At 40.7% G+C, this 9,111-nt stretch carries 7 protein-coding genes; 3 read left to right on the top strand and 4 right to left on the bottom strand.

What is annotated here, in order from left to right:
• Positions 1-212 precede the first annotated feature (212 nt).
• The 3 genes from AC1DPZ_RS16985 to AC1DPZ_RS16975 form a co-directional block, all read right to left on the bottom strand.
• Positions 213-818: a DJ-1/PfpI family protein gene (locus AC1DPZ_RS16985; protein WP_477405515.1), complete on the bottom strand. Its 606-nt coding sequence runs from the start codon at positions 816-818 to the stop codon at positions 213-215.
• A gap of 40 nt (positions 819-858) precedes the next feature.
• Positions 859-1,023, bottom strand: a complete 165-nt coding sequence (locus AC1DPZ_RS16980) for a hypothetical protein (protein ID WP_477405513.1) — start codon at positions 1,021-1,023, stop codon at positions 859-861.
• A 126-nt stretch (positions 1,024-1,149) separates the two neighbouring features.
• A complete protein-coding gene (locus tag AC1DPZ_RS16975; protein ID WP_477405511.1) occupies positions 1,150-2,526 on the bottom strand; it encodes an OmpA family protein in 1,377 nt (458 codons plus the stop codon).
• 424 nt (positions 2,527-2,950) lie between these two features.
• Here AC1DPZ_RS16975 and AC1DPZ_RS16970 point away from each other — a divergent pair, with 424 nt between their 5' ends.
• The 3 genes from AC1DPZ_RS16970 (at position 2,951) to AC1DPZ_RS16960 (ending at position 8,296) form a co-directional block, all read left to right on the top strand.
• Positions 2,951-7,033, top strand: a complete 4,083-nt coding sequence (locus AC1DPZ_RS16970; RefSeq protein WP_477405509.1) for a hybrid sensor histidine kinase/response regulator — start codon at positions 2,951-2,953, stop codon at positions 7,031-7,033.
• Between the two features lie 86 nt (positions 7,034-7,119).
• Entirely contained in the window at positions 7,120-7,578 is a 459-nt protein-coding gene (locus tag AC1DPZ_RS16965; RefSeq protein ID WP_477405507.1) for a DUF1569 domain-containing protein, read from the top strand.
• A gap of 196 nt (positions 7,579-7,774) precedes the next feature.
• Positions 7,775-8,296 (top strand): YceI family protein, encoded by a 522-nt coding sequence (locus tag AC1DPZ_RS16960; RefSeq protein WP_477405505.1) that lies wholly within the window; start codon positions 7,775-7,777, stop codon positions 8,294-8,296.
• A gap of 101 nt (positions 8,297-8,397) precedes the next feature.
• Here AC1DPZ_RS16960 and AC1DPZ_RS16955 read toward each other — a convergent pair whose 3' ends face one another.
• Positions 8,398-8,940: a hypothetical protein gene (locus AC1DPZ_RS16955; protein ID WP_477405503.1), complete on the bottom strand. Its 543-nt coding sequence runs from the start codon at positions 8,938-8,940 to the stop codon at positions 8,398-8,400.
• Between the last annotated feature and the right edge of the window lie 171 nt (positions 8,941-9,111).

Below are 9,111 nucleotides of genomic sequence, written 5' to 3'. Positions count from 1 at the left end.
GCTATAACCTGATGCTGCGCTATTGCCATAAGCCCGCCAATAATGCCCAGGTTGATTCTGATAATTTTCGGCAGTTTATGAAAAAAGATTTATGGGGGATTATCATGGCTTAAAACAGGTGTGCAGGTGTTCCACCGGGATCAATCTGATAAGAATTCAATTGCTCTATTTTGACAGACTGGCGTAACTTGTCGATATAAAATGCAAGGGACCTAAACGGTAGGGAGATTTTTATAAAAGGGGTCCTCGTGCTTATCCTCCTGCCAGGTAAATTCAATTTGATTGGCTACGTCACGGGCAAATTCCAATCCTTTCAAATCGGCTAAAAATCCAAGCGTCATATCCATCCCGGCGCTTACACCCGATGATGTGTAGTATTTATCATCTGTGGTCCAGCGGGCCTTTTTTATCCAGTTTACGTTTGGTCCCTGGGCCATGGCCCAGTTTAAAGCCCTTTTATTTGAGGTGGCCTGCCTGCCATCCAACAACCCGGTTTTTGCCAATAAGGCACTGCCGGTACAAACAGTGAGCACAAAATTACTCCCCTGCGAAATTTGTTTTATGGTTTCAATGAATAAAGGATTATCAACTTCCCTCCTTGTTCCGTACCCGCCGGGGATAAGGAAAATATCTGTGCCGTTTTTAATGCTATTAATGTTCTGGCTATCTACGACCACACCATGACTGTTTTTTACCATCCCACCCGTTAGCGAATAAAATTCAACGTCGAAGTGGGCTTTTAGTCTGCCAAACAGCTCAACCGGACCAAACACATCAAGTGTTTCAAAATCTTCAAAAAGCAGTACTGCTACTATCATGGAGCCAATTTAATATCTCTTCATCAAAAACATCCACAATTTATTTACTTATATATGATTTGTGAGATATTGAAGCCTTATTCATGGTTTGCTGTACCTTAAACAAGCGGGTAGCCATTTCAAAACGTTCTTTATAGCTTCGCTTTAAACCTTCTTTTAAAAGGGCTAATTCGGCTTCGTTAAATATTWGCTTCACTTTTTCCATTTATTAGCTTTACCATATCAAATTTACATTTTTTTGCACAATTACTATATCCCAAACGCAAAAAGCCCTCCCGGCTTAACCGGGGAGGGCTCATAAAGTAACCTGCGTTTGCAGGATAATTTGCTATTAATATAAAGTAAACTCAACCCTGCGGTTGGCCTGGCGGCCCACAGCAGTTTTGTTGGTGGCAATTGGCTGTGTTTCGCCATAACCGGTAGCTTCAATACGTGATGCATTTGCACCTTTGCTTACCAGGTAAGCTTTGATTGATTCGGCACGATCTTTTGATAAACGCATGTTCAACTCGTCTGATCCTGTGTTATCTGTATGTCCGGCTAACTTCAGGCTGAAGTTTTTATCAACCAATAATTGGGCAACCCTATCAAGGCTTGGCAATGAGTGAGCACGGATGGTAGCTTTACCCAAATCAAATTCAAGGTTTTTAATTGCATCCTTAACAACTTTTTTATCTTCTTCGGTAACGTAAACAACCGGTTTTGCAAGCGGACAGCCAGAACCATCTACCTTTGTACCGGCAGGTGTGTTGGGGCATTTGTCGTTTACATCAACCACGCCGTCGCCGTCGCTATCAGTAGTTAATTTAGCAAGGTTTGCGTTAGTAGTGTTCAGGTCATTTCTTAATTCGTCGTTTTTAGCTTTTTCTGCATCAATTTGCTTTTGCAAAGCAGTTTTAGTTTGTTCATTTTCCCATAAGTACTCGGTGCGCATAGATGATACCGGGTTATGGGTTGCCATTTGCGGTTTCTTTTTACTACCCAAAGCAAACTCTAAACCAATGTGGGCATACGAGAACCTGTCATTCGTAGTTCCATATTTGTAGCCATCAAAATTATCGGAATTTACAAAGTTAACCTGGTAACCTAAATCAAGATTTATACCCGGTGCAAGGTCGAATTTTAAGCCAAGACCTACCGGAATAAACACCTCGTTAATTGAGCCGTTGCCCGTAGTTTTATAGTTAGTTTGCTGACCACCTGCCGGGGTAATTTTAGGTGTATAATTCATGTTTCCGGCACCTACTGTTAAATACGGCTGAATAAATGGTTTTTCATGCCGCCAGTTAATATTGGCCAATGTAATATTGGCACTTAAACTTGCCGACCAGTTAATGTTAGTTTCGTATTGTGCGTAAGTAGCATCGCCCAGGGCATTAGGCTGGCCGCTGGTACCCTTAACTTTACCCCGCAGGAAATCGGCCTGCAGACCAAAAGAGGGCAATATTTGTTTTTTAATATAAGCGCCATAACCTATTTGCTCCTGCGGATGGCTAAAATCCTGCCTGTTGTTACTACCAAAAATGGTAAATGGGGTTAATAAACCGCCATTAACACCAATTGACCAGGTACGTAACTGATCGCCACCCGAAAATGGCTTAACATAGTCTTTTGCTGCAGCTGAAGTATCAGGCGTTTGTGCGAATAATCTACCGCCTACCATAATTCCCGTAAGGAGTAGTGTGGCTTTTTTTAAATTTGTTTTCATATATTACGTTTAATTACAAGTTTACTTTTCAGTAAATCATAACAACATGTTTTCAATAGTAATGCCGTGGGAAATTATTCCGGATCTCCGGGATATATTAATCACCTAAATTGCAACAAACCAAACAATTGACTAAGTCGGTAAAAATTTAACTAACTTTTTGTACAAAAGGGTTAATGGGTCAAAAACAGTACAATTCTGTATCATGGGTAATACTAAATGAGCCTAATAACTGTTTAATCCTTAAAGAACCTAATTAATAATAATCACGCACCAATCCATTATAATTCTACTGTTCCGGCAGTATTTTAAACTACGTTCCATGCCCAGGTTGTTTTATTACTGTAAACTAATTATTTGCACCTTATTTTTAATTTGCACTATAATTCCGTTTGGGTATGCGCAAAACGAAAACCTTAAGTTTTTGCATATAGGGACTTCCGAGGGCCTGTCACAGATCAATGTCAACCGCATTTTCCAGGATAGCCGGGGATTTATGTGGATAGCAACCCGCAATGGTTTAAACCGGTACGATGGTTACCGCTTTATAACTTACAGGTACAATGATAAAGACAGCACATCTTTAAGCCACAACACAGTAACCGATATTGCCGAAGACAACAATGGCAATATGTGGCTCGCTACAACAAACGGCTTAAATATGTACCAAAGAAGCACCGGCCGCTTTACCAGGTATTTACATAACGAGCACAACCCTAAAAGCCTCAGCAATAACATTATTAACCGGATACTTTTTGATAATGGCAGCTTGTGGATAGCCACCCAAAACGGCGGGCTTGACCATTATGACCTGAAACATAATACATTTGAGCATCATCAGCATTCAGATAAAGATGCCGGCAGCATTGCCGACAATAACGTGCGTACCGTTTATAAAGATGCTCAACACCGTTTATGGGTAGGAACCGGGAATGGGGGATTAAACCTTTACGACAGTAAAAGCAATACATTTTCAAAATTCCTGTACTACAACCCGGTAACAAAAACAACCCAGGGCAAAACCGTTGTCTGCATTTTTGAGGATAAATTTCATAAGCTATGGTTAGGTACACAGGTTGACGGCCTTTTTTTGTTTGACCGTACTACTAAAACGTTTAAGGCTTTTCAGCGTGACAAGAATGATCCAGGTAGTATTTCAACCAATACCGTTTACAGCTTAAATAACGATGAGGAAGGAAACCTTTGGGTTGGCACCGAAAATGGCGGTTTATGTGTTTTAAATAGAGGATCGGATAAATTCAGGATCTATCAACATGATGAAGTTGATAATAACAGTATCAATGGTAATTCGGTATATGCTATTTGTAAAGACCGCTCGGGAAATATGTGGCTTGGCATGTTTGGCGGCGGTATCAATCTATCAAAAAAAACTACTGCAAGCTTCAATTTGTACCGGCACAACAGCCACCAGGAAAGCCTATCCAATAATTATGTACTTGATTTGGCCGAAGACAAAGATCATAAAGTATGGATAGGAACTGATGGTGGTGGTTTAAACAAATTTGACCCCGTTAATAGCACATTTACCAGTTACAAAAAGCAACCCGATGGTAAAAACGGTATCACAGGCAACTATGTGCTTACTGTAAAACCCGACGATGAAGGTAAACTATGGATTGGTACCTGGGGGGATGGCTTAAGCATATTTGACCCTAAAACCCATATTTTCACCAATTTTAGGTATGACCCTGCAAAGCCGCAGGGAATTGGCGGTAACAACATTTATTACCTTTTACATACCCGCGATAAAAAGACCTGGATAAGTACTTTTAATGGGTTGGATGGTTATGATGAAAAAACAAAGATATTTACCCATTACAAGTTTAATGCTAATGACCCTAAAAGTTTAAGCAGCGACAGGGTTTACGTAATGTTTGAAGATAGCAAAAACAACCTCTGGATTGGAACGTCTGACGGTGGTTTAGACTTGCTTGATCGCAAAACCGGGACCTTTCAGCGGTTTCTGCATGATGAAAAAACAAACAGCATCAGTAATAACGGGGTTGCTGATATTTGGGAAGATAGCAAGGGCAGGTTATGGCTGGCTACATTATCTGGCCTTGATCTTTTTGATCCGGTAAAAAATCACTTCACAACTTTTACAAAAAAGGACGGTTTGCCCAGTGACATTATTTATGCTATAAGAGAAGACGATGCCGGCAAACTCTGGATAAGCAGTAATGGCGGGCTATCAAAGTTAGATCCTGAAAATAAAATTTTTTACAATTACACCGTTGAGGATGGCCTGCAAGGCGATGAATTTAAACCGCATTCGGCACTAAAAGCGCATGACGGGAAGCTCTATTTTGGCGGTATTAACGGGTTTAATGAATTTACTCCCAAAAACGTATTAAAACAGCCTGGGTTTGCACCATTAGTTATTACGTCCTTTTTGCTATTTAATAAACCACTCACCATTGCCGCAGGCCCGTTGGACCCTTCACCTTTAAAAAATGATATAGCTGATACCCGGAAACTTACACTCTCCTATAAACAATCTGTTTTTTCTTTTGAGTTTGCCGCGTTGGATTATGCATTGGCCGACAGAAAACAATATGCTTATTATTTAGATGGCTTTGATAAGGAGTGGAATTATATAGGCAGCCATAATTCGGCCTTGTATACTAATCTTTCGCCGGGCACCTACCATGTATGGTTAAAATACAGGAATAGCCAGGGTTTTTGGTCGCCGGTAACCACTCCGCTGCAAATTACCATTGTGCCCCCGTTTTGGTTAACCTGGTGGTTTGAGTTGCTGGTTATTTTATTTGTTGTGGCTGCTATTTACAGCCTGTTTAAATACCGCATGCGCACTATAAGGCGGCAAAAAGAACAGCTTGAACTGTTGGTGAAAGAACGTACAGAAAATATTACCCAGCTCACTATTGAAGAAAGAAGATCGCGGGAAGCGGCAGAAAAAGCGCGTGAGGAAGCCGAAAATGCCAACATGGCCAAAAGCATATTTTTGGCCACCATGAGCCATGAAATTCGCACGCCGATGAACGGGGTTATAGGTATGGCTACTTTATTGGCCAATACCGATCTTACCGAAGAGCAGGCTGAGTATACCGAAACCATTAAACACTCGGGCGATGCGCTACTAACGGTTATCAATGATATTCTTGATTTTTCCAAGATCGAATCGGGTAATATGGAGCTGGAGGAGCATGATTTTAATATAAGGGATTGCGTGGAAAGTGTTCTTGATCTTTTTGCCGAAAAAGCATCAAAACTTAATATCGATCTTATTTACCAGATAGAACCCGGCGTACCTGAGCACATTATTGCCGATTCGATGCGCTTACGGCAGATTTTAATAAATTTGGTAGGTAATGCCATAAAGTTTACCCACGAGGGCGAGATATTTATTGGTGTAAACCAAAACGCTTTAAACAATGGTGAACTCGACTTGTTGTTCACCGTTCGCGACACAGGGATTGGCATTCCCGGGGATAAGCTATCACGGCTTTTTAAAGCATTTTCACAGGTGGACTCCAGCACAACCCGCAAATATGGCGGCACCGGCCTTGGTTTGGTTATCAGCGAAAAACTAATTTATTTAATGGGCGGCGAAATTAAGGTAGCGAGTGAGGTAGGTACCGGCACATCTTTTAGTTTTAATATTAAAACAAGGGTTGGTATAAAAACCGCTCCAGCCCATGTTAACCTGAATGTAGCGGGACTGGAAAATAAACAAATATTAGTTGTTGATGATAACGCTACCAACCGTAGCATCATGGAAACCCAGCTAAGGCATTGGAAATTTATCCCCCTGATTGCCGAATCGGGCGCCGAGGCCTTAACAATTTTATGTGCTAACAAGCAGGTTGAACTGGTAATTACCGATATGAATATGCCCCAAATGGATGGCGCCGAACTGGCTCGTAAAATAAAAGCCATTTACCCGTTGATGCCGCTTATTTTACTTAGTTCGGTTGATAGGCAAAGCAAACGTGAGCCTAACTTGTTTAATGCAATACTTACAAAGCCCGCAAAGCATAGTGTTTTGTTGAAACATATTATCGACCAGTTAAAAAGCGATAAAAACAGCCTCACAGAACATAAATTTAAAAAAGAGCATTTATCAGCGGACCTGGCCACCCGGTACCCTTTAAACATTTTGATTGCCGAGGATAATTTGATCAATCAAAAAGTAGCCAAACAAATTCTTCAAAAAATGGGGTATCAGCCAGATATTGTCATAAACGGCCTCCAGGTTTTGGACGCAGTGGCGGTAAAGAAGTATGATATAATCCTGATGGACATGCAAATGCCCGAAATGGATGGCCTGGAAGCTACCCGTTGTATCAGGAAACAACTAACCGGCCAGCCAATTATTGTGGCCATGACCGCCAATGCTATGGTTGAAGACAAAGACAGCTGCCTGCAGGCAGGCATGGACGATTACATGAGCAAACCCATGAAACTTACCGAGATCATAAGCATACTGGAAAAATATGGGAAGCGGGTTAATGCCCAGGTATAAACCAAAAAATACAATCTTTTGTCCTGTAGTGAATCTTGGGATCGTCATAGCGTTTTAATTCAATAAATTTGTAAAAAATAACCGCTATGGCCTTACCTAACATTTTCACCAAACCAGTTGCTGATGGTATTATTCAAAGAATTAATAACCTCAAGCCAACAACCAGCCCGCAATGGGGCAAAATGACTGTAGCACAAATGCTTGCGCATTGCTGCGTATCCTACGAGATGACCTACGAAGATAAGCACCCCAAACCCAAAGGATTTATGAAGCTTATACTTAAACTGCTTGTAAAAAATAAAGTAGTAAGCGAAATACCCTATAAACATAATGGCCCTACCGCCCCTGCATTTATCATCACAACCGAAAAAGATTTTGAAACAGAAAAAGGCCGGCTGATAGCCTACATCAAAAAAACACAACAACTGGGCGAAAAAGAATTCGATGGCCGGATGTCACACTCTTTTGGACCTTTAAGTAAAACCGAATGGAACAATATGTTTTATAAACACCTTCACCATCACCTTACCCAGTTTGGATATTAATCGTTTCAAGCTGATAAAAAACTCATTTCACACCCGGATTTCCATAAAAGCAAACCAGTGGATTTCGGGATTAATTACAGCCAAATACTATAAGTTTACCCGGTAAGGCAACCCCATGAATATGGCAAACGTATTTTATGTAGACACCTCTTAATTACAATGAGGTTATAACGATAACATTAAAAAATAAATCTCTATGAAAAAGATCACCTTCCCCCTGATTGCATTGTTTATAATCAGCATTTCGGCATTTGCTATTACGCTAACTACCTACAAAGTTAAAACTCCCTACGAAGTGAAATTTTCGGGTGGTAAAATTCACGGCATATTTGAAACACTAAAGGCCAATATTCAGTTTGATAAAACTAATCCCGAGCAATCAAAAATTTCTGCGAGTATTGATGCTGAAAGCCTTGCAACCGGTTTTTTTCTAAAAAACAGCCACGCCAGGGCCGCGATAGATGCTGATACTTATCCAACCATTACATTTGTATCTACCTCGGTTACTAAAAGTGGCAGTGCTTTCCAGGCTACCGGTAATCTGAAGCTGAAAGGTGTTACAAAACCTGTCACCATCCATTTCACATTTGATGAAAAAGGCAATGAGGGTGTTTTTAAAGGCAGCTTTAAAATAGCACCCAAAGAATTTACCATCACCCGCAGTGGTACGCCCGATGAACTTACCATTAGCCTTACTGTACCGGTTACCAAAGCCTGATCTTAACCTTAGATGAAATCCTGTAAAAAAGCTTATGAGCGATAAAAAAAGGGCAAATGATGCAATGATCATTTGCCCTTTTAAGTTTAAAAGGATTTGTTTTATAATCCAATACCATAAGCTAAGCGCAGGCCAACCAAACCTGTATGATAATCTTTCATATAAAAGTCTTCATACCTAACACCAATATCCCAGTGTTTGGTGGCATACCCTACTCCTCCGGACAGGTCACGCCTGTGAAATGGCGCCCAGCCCTCGCCATCTTCTAATTTTTCCCACGCAAGTCCGCCTTCCGCAGCAACATATATATTTGGCATAAAAAATTCCTTTACGCCAATTTTAATCGGGATCTCCCCGTAGCTGCCGTACCTTTTATTGGTGGCCGGGTTTATTTTAGGGAAAAAGTGATAGCCGCCGGTTGTAAATGTAAGGGCAAAATTGTCGCTGACACCGTATTGCAAACGGCCGGTAGCGCCTAAGGTAAAAGTTGAGCCTAAACGTGCAACACCTGTAGGTATACCAACTTCGGCGCCCAAACCTAAATTAAATTGGTTTTTGGCCGTAGTTTGCGCTTTTAAATTTGTTGTAAAAAATATAGCTGAAGCAATGAATGAAACGGCTATTAATTTTGAGGTAAATTTCATTTGTGTGGTTTTAATAATTAATCGTTTATAGATATTACAGTCTCTTTCACAAATACGTTGCCTCTGGTATCATTTTTTTTTATCCGGGTTACAGCAGGTTGCGGGCATTACATGAAATAAGTATTAACAAAACATTAAAAAAAGGCATATTCAAGGCAGCTGCAGGAAAAG

Source organism: Mucilaginibacter sp. P4_G9 (genome assembly GCF_056400985.1).
This window is presented reverse-complemented; position numbering and strand designations above follow the sequence as displayed.

Bases quoted from the DNA above. Each gene is read 5' to 3' on its own strand.
- AC1DPZ_RS16960 (WP_477405505.1), top strand. From the start codon at position 7,775: ATGAAAAAGATCACCTTCCCCCTGATTGCATTGTTTATAATCAGCATT.
- AC1DPZ_RS16985 (WP_477405515.1), bottom strand. From the start codon at position 818: ATGATAGTAGCAGTACTGCTTTTTGAAGATTTTGAAACACTTGATGTG.
- AC1DPZ_RS16965 (WP_477405507.1), top strand. From the start codon at position 7,120: ATGGCCTTACCTAACATTTTCACCAAACCAGTTGCTGATGGTATTATT.
- AC1DPZ_RS16955 (WP_477405503.1), bottom strand. From the start codon at position 8,940: ATGAAATTTACCTCAAAATTAATAGCCGTTTCATTCATTGCTTCAGCT.
- AC1DPZ_RS16975 (WP_477405511.1), bottom strand. From the start codon at position 2,526: ATGAAAACAAATTTAAAAAAAGCCACACTACTCCTTACGGGAATTATG.